Genomic DNA, 21453 nt, shown 5'->3' with positions numbered 1-21453 from the left:
TATAGGCAACAATTGCACTGAAAGATATTAGCAGTGGTAAAATCACCATATTCGAAGAACTTTCCAGATCTTTTCTCCAGAATTTTGACTGTGATAGAACTTCCTTGAATATCATGAATAAAATCAACCCGATTATTGTTATGTAACAGAATTCAGGAACTCCCTGAGTAGTCAGCATTGAAGGGTTACCGGAAATGCCATCAGGTGAAACTACACTTGTTAACCTTCTAATCCCCCACGTTCGTCTCTTCTTAGTTATAGTAGAATATATGCAATGATATATAAAACGGCCTTAATCTTAAAACGGAGATAGGATTGAAACAATAGGCTCCGAAAAACAGTTTCAAAATAATAAAACAAAATATCAGTGATATCCTGGTGAAACTTACAGAATAATAAGGGAAATAACCTTTCCATTAATCAGGAAATATCCATCTTGTCAATAATATCACTTCAGCAATACAAGACCAGCAATATCAAACCATTTTATTCTTAAATAACCTGACGATTTTTTAAATAATATTATGCAAATAAAAAGGTTCAAATGAAATATAAAAGGCAGCTTAATATAAAATCTATTTATATTGTTTGGTAAAAAAGTAGGTAAAAAACTGGTGTGATTGGATTGACGAAATCAGGAAAGAAGTCAGGGAATAGTTTATTACGCTGGATTTTTGGCATAATATTTGTTATTATAGTTATCGTGGGAATAAATGCCGGACTGAAAGACGATCAGGCTGCTGAAGAGCCCCTGCAGGGCGCACAGCAAGCAGGAGAGGAAAATCTGGCAGATACTCAGGTTCACGCTGAAGAAACAGAATCAAATCAGGAAGAATCAAATCAGGACAGCGGACCTGAAGAAAACAATCTGACAGATAATGGTCCCGTTACCAGGGAAAATCCGGGAATAGGGAACCTGACAGTTCATTTTATTGACGTCGGTCAGGGAGATTCCATCCTTCTGGAATACAATGGAAAGACTATGCTTGTAGATGCAGGAGAAAGGGATAAAGGAAAGGTTGTTACGGCATACCTTCAGGATCAGGGCATCTCAGGCATTGATTATGTTGTTGCAACTCATCCCCATTCTGACCATATAGGAGGCATGAATGAAGTGCTTAACAGTTTCCAGGTTAAGCATTTTGTTGACAGCGGCTTTCCGCATACCTCAAAAACTTACGAGAACATGCTGACCACCATTGATGAAAAGGATATTCCCTTTGAAGTAGCAGAGGAAGGTAAAGAGATCGAGTTTGACCCTGCCGTGGATGTTGAAATATTGAACCCTGGGCAGGAATACTCCGATGACCTGAATGAAAACTCAATTGTGCTCAAAGTAAGCTACGGAGAAACTTCATTCCTGCTTATGGGCGACGCAGGGCTTGAGACCGAAGAGAAACTCATGGGTGGAGGCTACGACCTTGATTCTGATATTCTTAAAGCAGGACACCATGCCAGCCGGTCAGGAAGTGGAGAGGCCTTTATTTCTTCCGTAAGCCCGGGAATCAGCATAATCGAAGTCGGGGCAGGCAATGACTACGGACACCCCCATGAAGAAGTCCTTGAAAGGCTGCAGAAAGCTTCCAGGGTCTACAGGACAGACCTTGACGGCACAATTGCAGTTACAACAGACGGGTCAACCTGTACAGTAATTACTCAGAAAACCGGGTCTGAAAAAGTGGTCACAGGAACAGGAACTTCAGAAAATGGGGCTGACAGCCCTTCAATTCCAATAATAACCAGAGAAACAGAATCAGAAGAAGTTAAGTCCGAAGAGGCTGGTGAGCCCGGAACAGGGACAATTTCTAGCTCTGCAGATCATGCAGTCTATGTCAGTGACCTGAACCTGAAGGACGAATGGATAGAAATTACAAATAGAGATGCCTCACCTGTTTTATTGGAAGGATGGAAAATCGAAGATGAAGGCAGTAAACACACCTATACCTTTTCGTCTTATACACTGAGCTCTCAGGCTGCCGTAACTCTATATACAGGAATGGGCACGGATACATCGGCGAAATTATACTGGGGATCGGAAAGTCCTGTCTGGAACAATGACGGAGATACAGCATATCTTTATGACAACAGCGGGAATCTGATATCTGAACTGGAGAGATAATGATGGAAAACTTCAAGGTTACTCTCGACAGAATAGAGGACTGCACCGCAGTATTGCTTTTAAGGGACGACGAGTCAATAAAAATTGACGTCCCTCTTTTTCTACTGCCCCGGGAAAGCAAAGAAGGAGATATTCTGAACGTTAGCATTGAGAGAGACGTTCAGGAAACGGAAGCAGCTAAAGAAAGAGTATCTGCTTTACTTGAAAAGCTCAAAAACAAAAATAAGGGGGCTGAATAATACTACCTGCTTTCGGCAGGTAAACCTATAAATTAATATCATTAATTTTATATCTCTCTCTTGGTAATCCCATGGCAGAGAAAAACAGCAGTAGAAGAGTCGAATCCTCCTTAAAACGTACAAGGTTCTTAGGTCACCTCGGTCTTATGGCTGGAGTTTTCCGAGAACTTGAAGTTGACAAACTGATCGATGAGAAACTTCCTAAAGAACGGAATCATAATGTTCCTCACTCAGTCTGCATCCTTGCCATGGTACTCAATGGCCTTGGTTTTATAGGGCAACGTCTGTACCTGTTTCCTGATTTTTTCAAAAACGTTTCTACTGAAAGGCTCTTTGGAGACGGTATAATAAAAGAAGACCTGAATCAATATGCTATCGGAGAGACTCTTGACAGAATCGTAAAATATGGCCCTACAAAACTGTTTACGGAAATTGCTCTTCACATTATGGCTCGTCTACCTATTCCTGTCCACTGTTTACACGCTGACACTACAAGTGTCAGCGTTTTTGGTGATTATGACGACGAAGAAACTGAGTCTATTGATATTACTTTTGGAATTCCTAAAAACGGACGATGGGATCTCAAACAATTTGTGTTGAGCTTGATTGTTAATCAACATGGGATACCTCTTTTCATGAATACACATTCAGGAAATGCTTCAGACAAAAACACAATTCTGGAAGCAATAACGTCTCTCAAATCAGTTTTAAGACCTGAAAGCAAAGTTTACTATGTCGCTGATAGTTCCTTTTATACAGACAATAATATCCAGAACATAGGGACGTCTTTCTGGATAAGTCGTGTTCCTGCAACAATTACCGAGGCAAAGGAACTGCTAGCTGCAAATCTGAACCTGCAAAAGCTAAAAAGTGATGAGAGGTACTCATTCTATCAAACCTTTGTGGAATATGGCGGAATCAAACAAAAGTGGGTTTTGTTGCTTTCTCACAAGATGAAAGAGAAGAAAGAGGGAACTTTCAGGACGAAGCTTGACAAAGAGGTAGAAAAAGCAGAGAAGTCTTTTAAAAAGCTGAAAGTAGAGGACTTCTTCTGCGAAGAGGATGCATTAAAAGCCGCAGAGAAATGGATTCAAGATTTTCCTTCTGTTTCATTTGAAAAGGTAGATGTGAAATCCATTAAAAAACGTGAATCGGGTAAAAAAGGCAGACCTTCAAAAGATGAAGAATTAAAGACTTATTTCAGGATTGATGGCATCATAAAGGTTAATGATGCTTTTGTTTTGAAAGAAATGGAGAAAATGGGACTTTTCATTCTTGCAAGTAATGATATCAGTCTTTCTCCTGAAGAGATGCTGAAGTATTACAAAGGACAGGACAATGTAGAAAAAGGATTCAGATTCTTGAAAAGTGATACATTTAGCATATCGAAAGTCTACCTCAAGAAGAAAGGAAGAATTGAAGCATTAACCATGATAATGGTTCTATGCTTAATGATTTATTCTATTGCAGAATGGAAACTGAGAATTAAATTAGAAACAGAAAATGAAACGGTGCCAGATCAAAAAGGGAAACCAACAAAAAGACCTACAATGAGATGGATATTTTTCAAGTTCCAAGGAATTACAGAACTTATTTCTCAGAAAAAAGGAAAAATGAAGTCAGAAATATTGAATATGGAGGAGATTCACTGGAAGATATTGAGTCTAATGGGAGAGAAATATGAAAATATATATCTCTAATTACGTTAACCTGCCGAATGTAGGATACTATCTTTCTCCCTCCGAATGAAAAAGAGTTCTCAAAGTGCTTGATGTTGCCACGCTGAAAAATTATGAAAGGTATTGTAATGCTTACAGAGGAGCTTTCATGCCTTTTTTACTGACCGCTTTTTACTGATTATTCAGGAAAAATGATGGCACATACAGGGCGGGTAAAAGGTCCGGAAAATCTCTTTTTAATCGGAAAATGGTTGCAGCCTCCTGAAAAGCTACCTGTAGCATTCATAATAGGAAAAGATATAATTATGCGGATTTGTAAACAGGAAAAAAGCCTGTTGTAAGCCGCGAAAAAGCTTGGAAAAAACGGGTCTTGCTTCATTTTCAGAGCATTATCGTACCTTACCGCTTGATGATGAAATCAAAAAGAAGTTAAAAGAGGATTACGAATCTATTCGAAAACTTTTTGTCTTTTTCTGCTATCCTTTTTGTATCTTTGCAGTTTCTCCAAACGCACAATAATAAAGTTTTAATTAAATACAGTACTCTTATTTTTACAAATTTTATGAATTAGAGAGGGAAAACCATGAAAATAGTCGGTATATCATCAAGCCCGAGAGGTAAGAACAGTAATACATTAAAACTGCTGGATGCAGCCCTGGAAGGAGCCGAAGAAGCAGGAGCCGAAGTTGAGTCTATCGACGTTGCAAAGATGAAGATAAAATTCTGCATAGCCTGTGACAAATGCCATAAAACAGGCGAATGCTCCATAAAAGACGACTTTTCGGCTTTACTGACAAAGCTGCTGGAGGCAGACGGTGTAATATGGAGCAGCCCGAACTACATAACAAACGTGACAGCGCAGCTCAAAACCGTCTTTGACAGATGTCCCCTTGTTATCCATGAACAGCTCTTTGACGGAAAATATAGCATGTCCTTAACAACTGCAGGCGGAAATGAAATTGATTTCATCCTGGATATAATGAACAATTTCATGATACAGTGCGGAGGTAAAGCTATAGGAGGCGTGGGATGTTCAATGTACCTTGGCCCTGAAGCGGTAGAAACAGCAATCGAAAAGTCACGTGAAATGGGCAAAGACCTGGTTGAAGCGATAAAAGAGAAAAGGCAATACCCTGAGCAGGAAGCCAGACAGAAGGCATGGAAAGAAGGGTTCAAGTATTCTATCCTTGCCAATAAAGAACACTGGACGCATAACTGCGACTATTGGATGGAAAAGGGCTGGATTAAAGAGTAAGAGTAAGAGTAAAAAGTAAAAAGTAAAAACCAGAAATAAGCAGTAAAAATAATCATAATCCGAAATAAGACTAAAAACAAAATTTTCTAAGCAAATTCAGGGGAAAGTGATGCAATGGGGAATGCTGCAACGTTAAGTGTTGAAGAGCTTGGAAAAAAGCTTACAGAAGCCGGCAGGCTGCAACTGCGTCCTCTCTGTGTTTATGCCACGGATGAGGTCCCGAAAGGTGCAGTCCCATCGTATACTGTAGACCGCTGTGTGGCAAAGGCGATCTATTCCTCCGCCCTCTTTAAAGAGACACCTGCCCTCTATATTGAAGCAGGACACGAACAGTGCTGCCCTGGCGGGCTTACGTGGATGGGACTGGCTGAACCTCATCCAAAGCTGAAATATTTCGTAACTGTGGGCACTCCTGACTTCCACGGCGGTGCAGCCGAACACTTAAAAGCAACCCCGGAATTGTTCGATGAGCAGAAAGAACGTGCAGGAAAAATTACTCCCCACGGCAAATACACAGTCATTGCGCCGTGTACCGATGAAATCGCACCTGAAACTGCCAGGGCCTTTGTCCTGTTTGCAGGCTGCGAGCAGATCAGAAACCTCTGCGGGCTGGCTCAATTCAATAACTCCGACCCCTTTTACAGGACAGTAATACCCGGAGGACCTGTCTGTGCCACGATGATCGCTTTTCCGGCTGGAATGGCAGAAAATGCGCCAAAAGATTCCGCTTTTGTCGGGCCTGTCGACCCAACGGGAAATCCATGGCTTCCACCTGATCTGATGATTATGGGCATCCCTGCAGAGCTTGCGCAGCAGATGGCTGCCTGTCTGGAGGAATCCTTTATCTGCAAACGGAGCAGGATAGCTTATCCCGAAAAACGTATGGAAATGAATTTAAGATAAATTTTATAAAAGTTCTTTGATTTCCTGTAATACTGAAATGTGATAACTGTTCAATTCTGGCAAAAATATGGAATCAGGAAGATTCAGCCTGTCCTTTGAAGAAGTCTATTAGCTTAGTTCGAAACTCATCAAGTTCAGGCAAAGAAATCTTCATCTGCGACAGCCGGGAAACTGTGGATTCAGCATATTTTCGAGCTGATTCCCGATCTGTTTGCCTGGCAGTCCAAACGGCACAGAACTGGTAGGCTGCAAGCGCGTCAATTTCAGCCATAACACCTTCTGTCGTACCAACATGCATAAGGTAACGATTAAATACCACATCGTGCCCGGCTTCTATGTTTGCAACCACGGACGGGTGCCACTCCGTTGAGTTAGTTAACGACCAGTGCGTATCGAAGCGCAGAGTAATTGGTGTACCAGATGGTACGGAAAGCCTGTAAGTACCATCTTCGCTCGTGTAAGTACGGTCTGCCTCATATTGAGGGCCGAAATTGTCTTCTCGCCATATCGATACCTGTACCATAAAAATCGGTTTTTGGTCATACCCCTGTATCTTTCCATAAATCGATATTTCCCCGGACATAAAAACTCCCACAATGTTTTGTTTGAATGACGCATAAAAGAGAATCTTATTGAAAGATTCTTTATCATATGTGTTTGCTCTACATAATCTTCTTTCTTATTCAATCCTCAAATAGCTACTCAAATAATACGTGAGGCTATTGCTTCAAATATTTCGATTTTTCCTTTTTCAGGAGCATGCCTGGCGAGAAGGCGATCAGAAAGAGCTGTATCCTCAAACCAGGGTTTACCTTCATATTTCTGGAGCTCTCGAGGATTTTCAGGGTTTGAGAGGTCAAACAGAGTTCCCCCCTGCTCCATGCCCACGTACAGGGTTTTCTTGAGTTCTCCTATCCTGGGGTTGCCGATAGCAAGGATATTCCCCAGCCGCGGACGGAGCAACTCAAGAGTCTTTTCGTGCTGCGTTATCGAAGAGGCAATCTGCTGTTCTCTGTGTATGACCTGTGTTTCTTCTACAATATGCTCGCTTTCTGCTATGAGACCCTGTAGCACCGGGACTGTCGGAGCGCTAACATCCAGCTTATGTTCCTCGTGAAGAGAAGAGTATACAAGAAGGTTCCTCTTGCCGTCTTTATCAAATGACAATCGCTGCAGATTTAGAGGCGCCGGAACAGAGGAACGGTGAGCATAGAGAGTTTGCCGGATTTCCATTTTCCTTGGTTCCTGGTTTTCATTGATTATTCCGTCCAGTTCTAGCGACAGTTCTGAAGGCGCATCTTTTCCTTCGAAAAGCAGAGTTAGACCTGCTATCCCGGTTTCTGACGGAAGAGCGGATAATATCCTCTTACCTGCCTGATCTTCAACCCGGATTCGATCTCCAGGCTGGAGGTTGCTCACATCTATCTGCCAGAGCTGAAGATACTGCTCCGTGTCTGACGGCGGGTCAATGAGCCACCTGATTTTTTCCCTGGGGGTAAAGTGCTTCTCCCAGCGGTAACAGGAGGCAATAGCCCTTAACCTCCCTGTTTCCAGGTCCTGTGTTTCCTGGATTGTTTGTTCCCTGGGAGGGGGAATGGTAATAGTCCTTACCCCATGTGTGGTGACCAGCCTGATGCGGCAGGGGTACGGGTTCTGCACATAATCTGGCTTGAACCCGGGTTGAATGGTAATCTCATTATCTCCCGTAACCAACGTGAACTCATTTAAAGGGTCATCTACTATTCTGGCTGAGCAGAGGGCTGCTGGCGGTTCCACACCGATGAAGATAGAAGCCTGATTTGTTATGAAAAATCCTGACTTGCATTGGCCTGTTACCTGCCACTTGAAGGCGGCTATGTTCACGCTTGTAATCTGCCCAATATCGAAATCCCTGAGGTTCGCAATAGTGCCGCTCAGGATCGGACCCTGAGGAATTCCTTTAATATTGTTAAGTTCCAGGCGACCTCCAAGACCTGCCAGGCTGAAATCAAAATCATCCTCGCATTCATAGTTCTCATCATCCTGCTTCTTGCAATTCCTCCCGAGATCGCGGGAAATATCATCCGACAGTCCCTGCGTTTCGATCGCAAAGACGAGGGCAACGAACCTTATCAAGGGGTGAACGAATACGCCGATAAGGTACTTTGGCAGGTCAATCTGGCCCCGGTCAAACATAACAAGTCCTACAAATGGCCATAGAAGCGCTGCGGTAACCGCACAGGCTACCTCTTCGACAATGTTTGATGCAGAGGGATTGAAGTGATAATGCGTCCTGAGTTTTTTTGTATTAGGAGGAACGGAAAGTACTGCCCTTATCTTCACATCCACATCCATATCAATATCATCTACAAAGAATGGACATGCATCCACAGCCTCGCCTCCCAGGTTTACGTTAATAGCCGGACCGCTGGGATCCCAGGACACTGATGGGCCTCTCCGTAGCCTGAACTTGGATACATTCTTGAGCCCATCTTTTATCTTCGTGCTCGCCTCTTCCGTGAAAATGCGGGCGTCAACCAGTAAGGCCCAGTCACATCCATTGAGCAGGCTCACAGGATCCAGAGTAAAAAAATCAGGCATCAGGTCTGCATCTGCACTGATCTCGATACGCATTGCAATGAGATCACCCTCTGAGTTACATGTGATACCAGCATTGATCGCAGTAACCGGGCGGTTGAGCAATCCTGATAACGATGAAAGATCGATTGTGGTAGGAGTCAACTGGTGACTTGCAAGGATCTTCTCAATCCTTTCCTTATAGGCTGGAGGAATCAGAGCGTCCAGTATTCCATATTCTACATGGTCAAAAGCGTACCGTATCTGTACAGGTCCTCCCTTCCCGGCCTGTGCTGCAACAACCTGCATTGAAACATTAAAAACCGGAAAAACAGTAAACTCTTTTGAAGGCTGGCTCGCTTTTGGCCCGTTTTGTTCAAGGTCAGAACCCTTGACCAGCCTCACGGTAACTCCCTGTTTGACCTGAAGGTAAGGAACAGTAAAAAAGGTGTAGTTTTGCAAAGAAAAAATCCAGGTGATCTGGGTGGGTACAGTTTGTTTACTGACAGTGATCGAGTCAATAATATCTACGTGATCAATAACATATCTCGTCCCTTCAAAGTCGAACTCCTGGTCAATACAGAGTGGAATTGCCCTTATTCTGTTCCGAACTATCTGTCCGAAAACCTTCGAAGAAAGCTGCAACTCGAAAAACATGGGTGACCTCCTTTATCTACTAAAATTTTATTTAGCAATTATTTACGCCACAGATTTTCGTCAGCTTTTCGAGTTGCTTGCAGATCAAGTGGTGAGACAGCAAATTCTTCTCTTTCCTGTCGGCCGCCAGTAATCTCAATCCAGGGTGCATTGGCAGCCTGCTGATCTGTTGTAGAGTAGAGCATATTACTTCCTGGCATAGCTGAGGTGGCTATGCGGTAATAAAGGCGCTTTTCACCGCGCAGACGTTCCCATACCTCTTTCGGAAGAGTATACGTAGTGGCAGCTCCGTGAGCTTCTATGAGTCCTTCCCTTTCCAGAGAACTGTAAAAATTACCGGGATTACGTTCAGCTTCGTACTGACTGCTGAACAGGTCTGTGTGCGTGGCTATTTCAACCGCATAGTAAGAGTTTGGTCCGATTTCGATGTAGAAAGCAGGCGCTTCGTCAGTGGCAACATAGACCTCCGGTCCGATTATTTTGGGCAATACTCTTTCGCTGTATTCTGCCCTTTCTGAATGCCGACGCCCAAGTTGCTGACATGTATCGCGTACCCACTGATCAAATTCATTTTCGCTTAATTCGGCTCCCTCATAACGCCAGCTGGTTAACTGGCCACGCAGATCAACATGAATACTGTTACGTCCTAATCCGATTCCTATATCACAACCCAGCTCCTCCAGGGCAATGCGTGCCAGGTCGAGAGGACTTTTAGCAGAAGCACGGATATCTGCCGCTCGGCCGGTAATGTGCTGACTTTCATCTGCGCCGCCAACCGTTTCATTAAGTACGTTGTGGCGGTACCCGGAATTTAATACGACAGCCGAACCCACACGATCTCGAATCCGCTGTAAGCCTGCTACCAGTTCAGGGGAAATGCGAGCATATCTTGCGCCGTCCGTAGCCGCAAGTTCCTTAACTTTAAAATTCTTTGAAATATTTTCCTGCATACGGTCGCGTACCTCGATAAGAGGTACCGTACCATTCCCAACAGGATCACTATAATCGATGCCATCCTGCGGTGTATCTACAACCCTGAAAGTTGAACCGCTCGGAAAAGTTATTGTTTTTTCCGAACCTGTCGTACCGCTCATAATTTGAATGCTGGGTGCAGTATCAGCCTAGCTATCAGCAACAGTAACGTCATGATTTGACCAGTTAACATCGTTAGCTACATGCAGTCTGTAAAAAAGGTTGTCAGCCTGCTTGAGCCGATCCCATACATCTGCTGGAAGGTTGTAGGGCGTCACGTTTTCCAGACCTGCAGTCCACGAAGCATAAAAGTTGCTGGAATTACGCTCGCTGCCATGAGAACCTGTATTGAAAAGTTCTGCTCTGGTAGCAACTTCCACAGCATAAAAGCTGCGTCCACCTGTGTTAATCTGGAAGACAGGAGGCTGGCTGCTACGGCTAATGCTGTCAGGCCCTTTGATAGATAGCCCTGTTGCTGGAGAAGAGGGACTTGAAACTGCCAGGATCTGAACGCTGGGTGCGGTATCAGCCTGGTTATCAGTAACAGTAACGTCATGATTGGACCAGTTAACGTCGTTAGCCACATGGAGCCTGTAAAAAAGGTTGTCAGCCTGCTTGAGCCGATCCCATACATCTGCTGGAAGGTTATAGGGCGTCACGTTTTCCAAACGTACAGTCCACGAAGCATAAAAGTTGCTGGAATTACGTTCACTGCCGTGAGAACCCGTATTGAAAAGTTCTGCTCTGGTAGCAACTTCCACAGCATAAAAGCTGCGTCCACCTGTGTTAATCTGGAAGGCGGGAGGCTGGTTGTTGCGGCTAATGCTGTCAGGCCCGTTAATGGTCGGCCGTCCAACAGTGCCGATCGTACCCTGACCTGAATCCCGGGCCCGTTCCACAGCCTTCAGGGCATTTATCCTGCCGTATCCGTAGAGGTTACTGTGGCCATTGACATCATAATTACCATTGCTCGGGTCAATCTTATCGGCAGTATCTCGCAGAATCTGCTTCACGTCCTCTACCCGCAGGTTTGGGTTTATGGAAAGCAGAAGACCAGTGATGCCGGCAGCCAGCGGTGTAGCAGATGAAGTCCCTCCAAAGTCATCAGTATAATCGTGATCATTGGCAGGGTGAGAGATACCCGTATCAGGATCAGGGTTGTATCCATTACTGCCGCGGCGGTCAACGGTAAAAATTCTCCACTCTCCAAGACTTCCGCTACCGCTTGAGGGGGCACAGATGAAAACCTCCGGACCAAAATCACTATAAGGAGAGCGGCGTTCATTGTTGCTGGAAGCGGCTACAGCCATGACCTCGGGGTTGGAGGCATAACCATCATTACTTACAGATTCGTTCCCGTTTCCTGCAGCCCAGAATATAGGGATGCCAAGACCGTTGCGCCCCTGGGTAACGCAGTAGTGAACGGCAGCACGCACATTATCCGGTAAAGGGTCAACAGCCCCGGTGCCATCCTTCGGGCCCCAGCTGCAGCTTATGACGTCGCTACCTTGATCTTTTGCCCATCGGAACATCTGGGCTTCTTCTTCCAGGCCGAGGAAGTCCGGATAACGAACAGCAATTAAAGAACAGCCCGGAGCAGCCCCTGAGGCACGTACCCCCTTAGCAACAGCAACGCCTGCACAGGCTGTGCCGTGGTTATCGTCATTGGTATTTGGACTGCCGTCATCGCCTCCAGAAGCAAAGTCGTGCTGGGCTACAATTTTACCAGAAAACTCCTGATGTCCGGTATCAATTCCATCGTCGAGGATAGCTACTTTTATGCTACCGCTGCCGCGGGTGATTCCCCATGCATCCAGAACTTTTGCCGTCTTCAGGTGCCACTGTTGCAAAAGGTACACTGGCTGCTCAGCCCGCGCCGAAACGACTGCCGGATTAAAGCTCCCTCTCACCCGTTCACCTGTTTCACGCAGGTGCCTTCTCCTAATAAAATCAGGATGGGAAAATATTACCTTACCTGATTCATAATAGATATTGGAGAGAACTACCGGTCCATTTTCACCTTCTGCCTCGGGCGCTTCAAGCAGGTAACCGTTTTCGACATAACCCAGCTCTTTTATTATGCGAACGCCGTACTTTGCGTTGAATGCTTCTATTTCTTCCATTGCCATTCGTGGTTCAAACTGTACTATAAATTCACGAGTGACAAACATAAGGTCATCAACAAGAGTTGAACGTTTCTCCGGGTTTCGCAAGTAAGCCACAGCAGCGTAATCCACGGGCTCTTCCGTACTCAACTTCTTTACACGGGTAATCACATCCTGCAATTGTTCTTCAGGATCGGTGCGCAGGCTGATAGCTTCAGGGTTGGTCTGGTACAGTTGAAGGCCGTAGTTTGGAATGAACCCGATATTCTTTGATTCCTCCCTTAGCAGGCGGAGCGCATGAGTAGATAAATTTGAATCGCGTGAACTTCTTCCGGAACGGTAACGCACAGCAAAAACTCGAGGTTCACGCACTAAAGGTATTCGTCTTTTGCTGGCAGCATCATAGTAGTAGTTGCTTCTTTCCCCATTACTTTCGGATCTATTTCCATTACCATTTGTCATATCAATATCCCCCTGCTCGGTTATCCTCACAAATCCACTTATTCGGTTACCCTGATGTGTCTTCGGTCTGAAATCCCGGCTATAACAAAAGGCGTCTTTTGCAGGCCAGGCTGTTATTAGTTTAAAGGCCAAGGAGCTCGCGCGTCAGGCTGATTGGAACAGCAGTACCAAGATCCCAATGAATCCATTCAGTCGTCTCCGCACTACGATTATTGAATATCTTGATTACACGGAAATCCAGTATATGCTTCTCCAGGTAGGTAGTTAGAGGCAGCACAATAGGAATGTCAGCCACAGGCAGCTCTTCTGTGAGCTGGGCTGTGTAAAGGCTGTTCAGCCCCTGCAACCGGGCCTCCACATCAAGTCGAAGGAGGTTATGGTTGCCGAAATTGGTCAGGTTTATAAAAATAAGGTTACTGTAGATGTCTTCAACGAAACTGCGCACTTCTTCAATAGCTACCGGATCACCCGGAGGGTAGCTGTAGACAGGCTGGAGTCCGCTGCCGGCAGACACGGTAAAAGTCTGGTCTGGAACAAGTGAGACCCCCACAGGCACTCTTTCAGCCACGCTGTTTCCGGCATAACGTACGAGGTCGCTGACGTCGATGGCCCTTTCAATACGGTTGGAAAGTTTTACTTTACCGTCCTGAGATGCTACCTCCAGGGGACCACCATGCCAGGGTCCACGTATCCTGTCCAGCTTAAGCAGCAGGTTAGAAACAAGCTTGCTGCCGTCTGCCAGTGTAAAAGAAACACTTCCGCCAAGCCCCGGACTGCTCAAAACGCTGCGCATTAATTGCCAGTCGGGCAGGCCCATACTGAAGTAGGCGCTAATGAAAGGACCATTGACTTCCAGTAGATCTGCCTCGCTACTGGCAGTGATGGAGGTGTGCATCGCCCAATTGAAATCAACCTTTTCGTATGGAATGTCAGTTGGGTAATGGATTTTCGGATTTTGATCGTATGCTTTAAGCTGCTCCAGAAGTGCGCTGAGCTTAAATAAAGGCAAATCGGGTTCAAGAGTGGCACGCAACTCGACACGGTTGTTTGAAGCCACTGCTGAATCAATAAGAGCATTGAGGAAAATTAAAGGACGGTAAGCGTCAGTCTCACCAGCGGTACGCCTACTGATGCAGAAAGAAGCTGGAACCACCAGGAAATGCCCGGGCTGCTGCAATGATCTGTAGACCAGATATGCCGGGTCACGTAGAGCACTTATTTCTTCATACTGGTTATAGCTTATCCGGCCAAGTTTGAAGGCATCCTGACAACCAATAGAAGCTGGCGCTTCATTGCGTATTTCCTGATAAAAATTGCCAAAAAGGTTGCAAGGGACCAGAAGAGCCTTTATTTGCTGCTGTACCTCAGTATGGATAGCGTATTTTACTTTTTTTATAAGAGATGCTACACTGGTGGCGACAGTCAACTGCGGTCTCACCCGAACAGCCGTAGAAGTCACTGGCTGGCTTGAAAGAACCGGGAACTTGACCGGGGTGGAAACCTCAAAACGTGAATCGAGGCGAGGAAATAAACCGGACGCCTCACGAATATAATGTACCTCCTCTACTGGCCGGAAATGTGTAAGAGTAGTTGCATCCAGATAGGGTGTACCCTTTAATGCAGAAGCTTCCGCAGAAGAATAGGTAACTGGAGTGTATATCGCTTTTCCGCCAAATGCAAGTTCCAGATTCTTACCTTCTACAGGCACGTAACTTTTGAAGGTGTAAGCAACCTGAACCTGTGCGGAAGACTCCTGAAAATCCTCTATGGCAAGCGCACCGTAAGTGAGACGTACCCATTCGTTAAGCATCGATACGGTCGCGATCACAGTATCCCCCTGCTTTTGCACAGCCGCTTCGAAAAAGTGCTGCTTGACCCGACCATCGGTTTCATCGACAAAGGGTACCAGTAAAGAAACGGAGAGATTCTCAAAGTTTACGGGTTGAGCTTTATTAACAAGGTTAATCTGGCTCAGGGCAGATTCGGTCTCTTCACTCATTCTGAAACGCAGGGTAAATCTTACGCTTCCGCGAAGAGCAGGTTCTCCGGTACCGGTAGCTCCAAACCGTTCAAAAGAAAACAGAAATGGACTGCTGCCGGGATCAGCATTGGGTTCAGGCTCAATTATTTCGTATACAGGAGCGTACCATAATTTATTGGCATCTATGCGGTCGCTCCAGTAAGGTGCGTTTCGGTTACCAACAACAGGCAGGCTGCGTCGATTAATAGGTTTCCCCAGGTCCAGACGGAAATCGTCCAGCTCGATATGATGGATCGCTTCCTTCGAAGGATGTAACATTCCCTGATTTGGGAGAGGAGTAAAAAAGGTGCCGGGAAGGGCAGCTAAAGAAAGTGAAACGAGGCTATTGTCAATTGCAGCCATTTTTATGCTGCTGCCGCTACGTTCTCCCCGCCGGCTCCTTGTTGCATGCACCTTTTTAGGAACCGGTGATAAGATTTCGGAGGAATTGGACTCCTTAGCCACCAGGTGCACATATTCTGTCCAGTTACGACCCTTAAGTATACCACCAATAATCTGGTCCAGAGACGTGCAAAGCTCACAGGTCTTCATGCCAGCGGTGACAATAGATTCGGTGTAGCTGAGTCCAAAACCTTCATATGGACGGGGACGAAGCGCGTACCGAACTTTATCATTTTCGGGATCTGGTTCCCTGCGTAAGATAACCATTGCCTGGCGCATAAAGAGGTGCACCAGATCCTCAGAGGGTAAATGTATTGGACTGCCATTTTCTTCGGTAACCATGAGAAGCCCTTTCTCAGCCATATCTGAAATGAGCTGGTAGAGTTGAGTTTCACTGATATAGCCGCTATCGTCCTGATAACCACTGATGAAGTCGTGCATGGCAGCCCAGGAACCAGAGAGGTGAACGGAATGAGAAATTCCGGCAGTCTGATAATGAATGGTGGCGGAGAGATGTAGGCGTGATGGTGTGCTGTCAAGTGCTGCAAGCACATCCAGAGCCTGCATATGGTCAAGGTGAACACTTATGCCTGTGCGGCCTTCGCTCCCGCTGGCTTTCGCCTGTGTCAGAATAACAGGTGGCTTCTGGTCATCTTCTGACAAAAAAAACTGGTAATCTATACTACGGGCAAAGAGCCTGCGGCATTCCCCCTGGCAGGAAGCGAACATTGCGTCCAGTACACTCGCTTCTATCCCTATCCTTACATCCATTGTAAGGAGTGCGCTTTCTATCAGCGGATAAACGCTGTCCTCTTCGGGACCCGGCTGCCTGCTGAGAATAAGAGAGAGGGAAAGCATCGGCTCTCCAGATGTACTATTAACAAGAGAAGGAATTTGTGGCAGCACGTAGGTAACATATCCGCTGGCAGCAGGTATGGTCAGGATAGAAATTACCTTACCGTTACCTAGGGTTACCGAGCCAGGTATCCAGTCTTCTTCGCCGGGCTGATCATTAGCTATCATATCGGACATAAGGTTCCTCCCCTGCCTGCTCAAAAGACTCTCCGTAAGATAAAAACTGGAAAGAGAAGAGGAATAGAATCCTGTCAGGTCAGAATCCGTAATCCTCAAAAGCAAGCAAGTTACGCTCGACAGAAATGCATTTTATAACTTCACCCAGCTTTTGTCCCCGGTCAGTTCTTCAAGTTTCTCGGTTTTTTCGGCTACTGTTTTTTTAGTACGGGCTGTTTTTTTAGTTGTTTTGGTTTCGCCGAACTCTCCTGGAGGTGCTTCTACCCGGGGCTGGTTGACATTGTATCCGGCAACGATATGTTCCTCCTTTTTTTCAGGGACGCTCTCTGTACGCGGGCTTCCCGGCGGTGCAGTAATTGGTGACGTCGTTCCACCGGATTCATCACCTGGAGGCGCTGATGTTGACGGCTTGCTTTCCTCAACGGGCTGACCTACCGGGGACTCGACTGCTACCTGCCTGGGCTCCATACGGCGTGTATTTACTCCTGCTTCATCAGGAGAGGGAACGTGTACCATAAGCGGGCCATTGCCCAGGCCTGATGTCCATGGTCCTGTCCACGCCATGCCCCGGCTGAAAAGTGTGCCTTTGACATCAACAGTGACGCGGTAATCGTATATAGGCGCGTAATCAGTTTGACCTGTAAAAATTTCCCAGTAACGCGGGCTTGACTGGTCATCGAATTTCCACTGGAACCTGACAACCGGTCTTTCACTTCCATCGTGTTTATGTCCACTTGCCTTGAATTCCACAGTCACCACCTGGGTATTGTCCTGCAACACTACATCAATATCTATAGGCCCTACCTCCAGTTTACCTGCAGAATCGGCACGCACCTCCAGGACATTATCGGTAGTAGGAGTACCTCCTTCCGGGTCCAGGTCGACTACATTCTTCTCAACATCGACCTTTACCAGCGGATTATCTGTAATTCCCATTGGTTCGGTGAGGTGGACACGCCGGCGCACATAAGTAACATCAGGTTCCCAGTCATCTGGTGGGTTGGACACTTCGTCCTTCTGGCGCAGTGCGAAGGCTGGAGACCAGTTGGTCTGATCAGTTGTATCCGTACTCTGGAAGACATGCGCCATCCACTGTTTGCTGCCCGTGGGACCAGGATAACCGATTTCTGCGGATAGGAAGGCCACAGGTTCACCGACCCAGCTTTTAGACGGATCCGGCCAGTTAACTATAGGTTTGACTATACGGGTCACTTTGCGGCTGAGGTCACCCATAATCAAACGGACGAAGTATTTTTTCTCCGCATCGGGGTCGCGCTTTAATTCATTATAGATACCTTCGAAGGAGGAGCTGATGGTTGTGGGCTGCAAATAACGATGGTAGCGCGTCTCTTCATATTTCAAATCGAGTTTTGTCTGGTCACGACGATACTTGAGGGCAAACCCCCCACCATAACCAAAGATGCTGCTAAATATGCCGCCACTTGGTGCCTGGGCTGGCTCTACAGTCGGTGGTGCAGGTTCAAATATGCGTTTAGCAGCTTCATCCATGAATTTTTGCGATATAAGTTCAATACGTTTATTGATCTCTTTCTCTATATTTTCTGCTCCGGGTATAGTTCCGTCAATGGCCATCTCCACTTTGATATCGCCGTTTATGCGCAGGTTGTTGAACTCTGCTTTGACATCGCCCGCAAACCACAGGTATTTTGCATTGGCATGAGCAGAAAAGTGCTGAAAGATGCGATCCCAGTTACCAGTGATCTTCAGCCAGATTTCCTGGCTCCACACGGGTAGTGTCAGGTACTGGGTTGCGACAATCGGGCTTGCAGCGCCACGAAAACCTGCCCAGATTAATTCGCTGGGATAGGCACCAACTAGACCGGCAAAAGCGTTTTCACCGCCAGTTACCGAACCTGGACCCTGACCCTGAAGTTCCCAAGCCCAGGCATCCAGATTGGATTCATTGTTTGCACGACCGTGTATTACACGCTTGCTCAGATCTGCACGGCGCACCAGGCTCCTGGGGGCTGCCCCCGATTCCCCCGGAGGAGTAATACCACCAGATGTAGCACCACCGCCTGCCGGGGCGCTTATATTTTCTGCAGGTGCGGTGCCATTGCGGCCTGGAGTCAGATTCGTGATCGCTGTACGGTTGTCACGAATAGGGGCTATGCGAAACATGGGGGCAGCCTGTGTACGCCATCCCCAGTAGCGGTCATTATTACCCCGGAATTTATTCAAAAGTTGCTCCTCTGCCTGTTTAAGAACCGAAGTCGGATATCGGGATGTGGTTGTGAATGACAGCAACCCACCTACCACTTCGGCACGGCCCTCTACACCCACATGTGTTTGCTCATCCATAACGCCTACAAAATGAATGTGGCGGAACTTGAAGTCGCCAGTGTCACCAAAACGGGCTAACCGTACCTGTCCTGGCACCCAGTAGTAAACCGGAGCTTTACCTTCTCTCTGTAATTGATCGTTATTCCGATCAGGCAGGTAAAGGATCGTATATTGCTCGCCGCTTTCCCCATTAACAACAAATTCCTCAAATCCACCCGTAAATACTGGTCCTACAGCATCAACCATTTCCAACTCTCCCCTTATTCCTAGTATTGATCGCAAATGTCAGTTACTAACAATAGTGATCACTAATGAAGGATGATCTATTCCAAAATTGACTGCTTTTCGGATTTCTGGTCAAGAATGCAACCTTTATAACTGCCCCACTATAGACCCCAAATATCTTCAATAGTCACAAACCAGGCTTCATTTTTAAAATAGAACTTACGCACCCTAGTACCGAAATTTACCACTAAAGATATTATGAAAAAAATACGTTTTGATAACTTTGGCTTTTTGTACTAATTTAGTGACTCGACAGCGCAAACTCTATTATTTCCTTAAATGCGTACTGATTACGTTTTTTGACCCATTAAAAGATACTTGACATATGTCAATATAAGTATAATGGTATAAGATTCATAGAGAATATATGTTCAGAAACATAGTTACTTTCAGTATAACCTGAACTCAATAGATAATTGGAATCTGAAAATTATCAACAGCTTTCTTGAAGCAGGTATGGTCTTGGATATTTAAAGAGTTTAAGGCATGTGTCCTAATTTAATTTAATTTCATTGTAATCAGAGGCACATTAAATACTTGAATATAATGTTGTCATATTATTAAAAAAATCAAAGGAAAACTCCAAAAATAAAAATCATTTCTTTTAGACGCATACTTTAGTTATAAATTTCTATTTTATCTCCTTGAAAAATACAACCGGTTAGAATTGAGAATTAATCACATCTTTTCCAAAGGAAAGCAGCTTTTTGAGATTTTATAAGTTCAGTTCTTCACCATTCAGTATAAATTTTCACCATTCAGTATAAATAATATTCTTCTGAAGTGGGAAACGCAACCAAAACAGCGAAAGAAAATGGGAGGGACTGAATAAAAACATATTTAAGTCTGACCATCCAATTTTCAGAAAATTCAGGATTCACCTGCATAAGTACCTGAGAATTTGATTCCTCCATCATATTGTTTTTATTATTTTATCCATTCTGGTGGTCTTTTGTCTTTGAAAATACGCTGTGAAAACTTTATCCGGTCTATTGCAGACCTTATTAGAAAAGCAGAAATTGAACTTCCCGATGACGTCGTGAATGCGCTCAGGAAAGCTGAATCCATAGAAGAAAATCAGGTTGCAAAATCCCAGCTCCAGGCAATCCTTAAAAACATTGAGATTGCTAAAAATCACGCGGTCCCGATGTGCCAGGATACGGGCATCATGATCTTTTTTGCCGAGCTCGGGACTGAGTTTCAGCCAGGTTTTGACCTTGAAGCCGCGGTAAGAGATGCAGTTGTCCTCGCAACCAGGGAAATTCCTCTCCGCCCCAATGCTGTGGACCCGTTGAACAGAAATAACAGCGGAAATAATACAGGCTCAGGAATCCCGGATATTCACTGGAAACTCGTGCCCGGAAAGCAGCTGAAGATCACGGTCTCCCCAAAAGGTGCGGGCTCGGAAAATATGAGCGCACTCAGGATGTTTAACCCTACAGAAGCAGGCAGTATCAAGAATTTCGTGCTTGAAACCGTGATTAATGCAGGTGGGATGCCCTGTCCTCCTCTGACCCTGGGGATAGGGATAGGAGGCTCTTTTGACAAAGCAGCCAGGCTTGCAAAAGAAGCTCTTCTTGAGCCTCTGGATGCACCCATGAACGAGCTTGAACAAGAGGTCCTTGAAGCGGTAAACGCTCTTGGAATCGGCTGTATGGGGCTTGGAGGCAGCACAACCGCTCTTGCAGTACACATAAAAACAGCACACTGCCATACAGCGTCCCTTCCTGTTGCCATAAACATCCAGTGCTGGGCTAACAGGCATGCTTCAATAGTATTCGGGGAGGAAGAATAATGGAATATCACCTGCAAACTCCACTTAAGTTTGAAGACATTGAGAAACTCAACGCCGGAGACATTGTTTATATCTCAGGGGAAATCCTGACCGCCAGAGATGAAGCCCATGCCAGGATTCTCGAAATGGAAGAAAGAGGAGAAGAGCTCCCATTTTCACTCGAAGGGGCAGTAATCTATCATTGCGGCCCTCTCATGCAGCAGACTGAATCCGGCTGGAAAGTAATATCAGCAGGACCAACGACCAGCGGCAGGATGTCAAAAATGACCCCGCCTCTCCTGAAAACCCACAAAGTCCGTGCGATTATCGGAAAAGGCGGGATGAAAAACGTTGCAGATTCACTTAAAAGCTGCTGCGTCTACCTCGCATACACCGGAGGATGTGCAGCCCTTGCAGCAGAGCTGATAAAAGATGTAAAAACCGTCCACTGGCCTGACCTTGGCATGCCTGAAGCCGTCTGGATTCTCAGGGTTGAAAAATTCGGGCCTCTTATTGTAGGAATTGACGCAAAGGGGAAAGACATTTTTTCAGAGGTAAGAGAAAAAGCTGAGAAAGCGCTTGAAGAGCTGCAAAAATAAGATTTGCTCTCAGCCAGTTAAGTCTAATCGGGTTGATTTTATTTTTCACTTAAAGTTTCCGAAGCTGTGCCAGCCTCTCTGGGATCCTGT

At 45.7% G+C, this 21453-nt stretch carries 13 protein-coding genes; 7 read left to right on the top strand and 6 right to left on the bottom strand.

What is annotated here, in order from left to right:
* Positions 1-625: 625 nt before the first annotated feature.
* The 5 genes from MSMAS_RS08675 (at position 626) to MSMAS_RS08655 (ending at position 6195) form a co-directional block, all read left to right on the top strand.
* Positions 626-2119, top strand: a complete 1494-nt coding sequence (locus tag MSMAS_RS08675; RefSeq protein WP_080503090.1) for an MBL fold metallo-hydrolase — start codon at positions 626-628, stop codon at positions 2117-2119.
* 2 nt (positions 2120-2121) lie between these two features.
* On the top strand, positions 2122-2358 hold the full coding sequence (locus tag MSMAS_RS08670) for a DUF3006 domain-containing protein (RefSeq protein WP_011034955.1): 237 nt from the start codon (positions 2122-2124) through the stop codon (positions 2356-2358).
* A 71-nt stretch (positions 2359-2429) separates the two neighbouring features.
* Positions 2430-4058 carry an IS1634-like element ISMma4 family transposase gene (locus MSMAS_RS08665; RefSeq protein ID WP_011032876.1) on the top strand — a complete coding sequence of 543 codons (1629 nt, stop codon included), beginning with the start codon at positions 2430-2432 and terminating at the stop codon, positions 4056-4058.
* Between the two features lie 562 nt (positions 4059-4620).
* Positions 4621-5292, top strand: coding sequence for a flavodoxin family protein (locus MSMAS_RS08660; RefSeq protein ID WP_011034956.1), 672 nt, complete (start codon positions 4621-4623; stop codon positions 5290-5292).
* A gap of 114 nt (positions 5293-5406) precedes the next feature.
* Positions 5407-6195, top strand: a complete 789-nt coding sequence (locus tag MSMAS_RS08655) for a DUF169 domain-containing protein (protein WP_011034957.1) — start codon at positions 5407-5409, stop codon at positions 6193-6195.
* 73 nt (positions 6196-6268) lie between these two features.
* Here the strand turns inward: MSMAS_RS08655 and MSMAS_RS17885 are convergent, their stop codons facing one another.
* From MSMAS_RS17885 to MSMAS_RS08625, 6 genes are all read right to left on the bottom strand, one after another.
* Positions 6269-6778 (bottom strand): hypothetical protein, encoded by a 510-nt coding sequence (locus tag MSMAS_RS17885; RefSeq protein ID WP_050035743.1) that lies wholly within the window; start codon positions 6776-6778, stop codon positions 6269-6271.
* Positions 6779-6897: 119 nt separating this feature from the next.
* A complete protein-coding gene (locus tag MSMAS_RS08645) occupies positions 6898-9408 on the bottom strand; it encodes a hypothetical protein (protein WP_011034959.1) in 2511 nt (836 codons plus the stop codon).
* Between the two features lie 38 nt (positions 9409-9446).
* Entirely contained in the window at positions 9447-10502 is a 1056-nt protein-coding gene (locus MSMAS_RS17880) for a D-Ala-D-Ala carboxypeptidase family metallohydrolase (protein WP_011034960.1), read from the bottom strand.
* 27 nt (positions 10503-10529) lie between these two features.
* A complete protein-coding gene (locus MSMAS_RS17875) occupies positions 10530-12947 on the bottom strand; it encodes a S8 family peptidase (RefSeq protein ID WP_080503091.1) in 2418 nt (805 codons plus the stop codon).
* A 121-nt stretch (positions 12948-13068) separates the two neighbouring features.
* The gene (locus tag MSMAS_RS08630; RefSeq protein ID WP_011034962.1) at positions 13069-16401 is read right to left on the bottom strand and encodes a hypothetical protein; all 3333 of its coding nucleotides are present in this window, start codon (positions 16399-16401) and stop codon (positions 13069-13071) included.
* Positions 16402-16533: 132 nt separating this feature from the next.
* Positions 16534-18951, bottom strand: coding sequence for a hypothetical protein (locus MSMAS_RS08625; RefSeq protein ID WP_011034963.1), 2418 nt, complete (start codon positions 18949-18951; stop codon positions 16534-16536).
* A gap of 991 nt (positions 18952-19942) precedes the next feature.
* On the opposite strand from MSMAS_RS08625, the gene MSMAS_RS08620 reads away from it, so the two are divergent.
* Both MSMAS_RS08620 and MSMAS_RS08615 read left to right on the top strand, forming a co-directional pair.
* Positions 19943-20785, top strand: a complete 843-nt coding sequence (locus MSMAS_RS08620) for a fumarate hydratase (protein WP_048036992.1) — start codon at positions 19943-19945, stop codon at positions 20783-20785.
* A complete protein-coding gene (locus MSMAS_RS08615) occupies positions 20785-21363 on the top strand; it encodes a FumA C-terminus/TtdB family hydratase beta subunit (RefSeq protein WP_011034965.1) in 579 nt (192 codons plus the stop codon). The genes MSMAS_RS08620 and MSMAS_RS08615 overlap by 1 nt, the downstream gene beginning before the upstream one ends.
* Positions 21364-21453 lie beyond the last annotated feature (90 nt).

This window comes from Methanosarcina mazei S-6, assembly GCF_000970205.1.
Taxonomy (GTDB): Archaea; Halobacteriota; Methanosarcinia; order Methanosarcinales; family Methanosarcinaceae; genus Methanosarcina; species Methanosarcina mazei.
The sequence above is the reverse complement of the archived record's forward strand: the minus strand, read 5'-3'. Positions and strand labels throughout refer to the sequence as shown.